We start from the raw sequence: 1,219 nt of genomic DNA on the forward strand, positions 1-1,219 counted from the left end.
ATCAGGAGGGCCGCGGGATGTCCTCGGTGCGTCGTCGTGCCCGCTCCCACGGCCACGTCATCAGGGCCCACACCGCGAGAATCAGTGTCGTCGCGCTCAGTAGGTACAGCGGCCAGGGACCCAGAACGTCCAGAAGGGTCGCGGTGGCGGGCTTTCTGTTGAGGAAGCCGTAGTTGGTTCCGGCGACGCGGTTGAACGTGAAGGTCACTGCCGCCCAGACGACGGTGACCAGGACCGTGAACCGGTAGCTGCGCCACCGGGGCCGCATCCTTCGACCCCACGTCAGATAGATGGCCGCCCAGACCACGAGCAGGTGAATCGCCCAGAACGCGAGGAACTGGTAGTGGGGGAAGTCCGGGCCGGTCAGAACAGGTGAGATCAACGCCTGGGTGCTCAGCACGAGTCCCCAGTAATACGTGAGCGCGTAGGCCCACTGCGCCCGGGACCACAGGGCACAGGCCGCCGCCACGGTCGCGAGATCGGTCAGGCGCAGCGGTACCGAGCCGTCGATCGTGGGCGGAATCGAGAAATGAACCAGCGTCGCGCCGTATATGGCGGCCGTCAGCACCGCAAGGACTCGGCCCAGGCGCCGGGCTTGCGATTCGGTCTGCCTCCGTCCGAGCCAGACCAGAACCGCGGCCCCCACGACGAAGAGCGCGATCATCGCCCAGTACGACGGGCCGTACGCCGTGAATTCCCTGTCCGATGAGAACACTCTCGATCAGCTCCGCACCGTCGTCACACGAAGTCGAAAACCGGTGGGAGAACGCCGACCATCAACGCCGCCCACACGCCGAAGACGGGAAGGTAACGGGTCTGCCAGCGTTCGGTGGAGCTGAATCCGCGGCGGCCACGCAGGAACCCGAGGATGAGATGAGCCGACCACGTCAGGTTGACGAGGAGGACCAGGTTCATTCCGAGTGCCGCCACCTTGTTCGGGGTGAAGCCGAATTCCGCGATGCGAGTCAGCATGGCGAACAGCATCAGCAGGTCGACCGCGAGGGCACTGACGACGAGGACGAGTTGGAGGCGGTCGAACAGGTCGGGCGGCAGGTAGGGGTCACGGGCCGAAATTGCGTACAACAGCAATCCCAGGACGACGACGAGGATGAGATCCATCAGGATCAACAGGTTTCGGTCGACGTCGACGACGCTGCCGGTCGTCGCGAATGCCGTCAGCAGCACCAGCAGCATGAGTGTCGTCAGCGGGGTGAACACG

The 1,219-nt window shown here is 64.9% G+C and carries 1 protein-coding gene and 1 pseudogene; both read right to left on the reverse strand.

The window, feature by feature from the left end; all coding sequences use genetic code 11:
* Position 1: 1 nt before the first annotated feature.
* Positions 2-715, reverse strand: a complete 714-nt coding sequence (locus tag AC1D1G_RS45345) for a YwaF family protein (protein WP_317571824.1) — start codon at positions 713-715, stop codon at positions 2-4.
* 23 nt (positions 716-738) lie between these two features.
* Positions 739-1,219: pseudogene (locus AC1D1G_RS45350) on the reverse strand (hypothetical protein); the annotation flags it as partial.

The sequence above is a fragment of the Rhodococcus sp. P3_B8 genome (genome assembly GCF_056402775.1).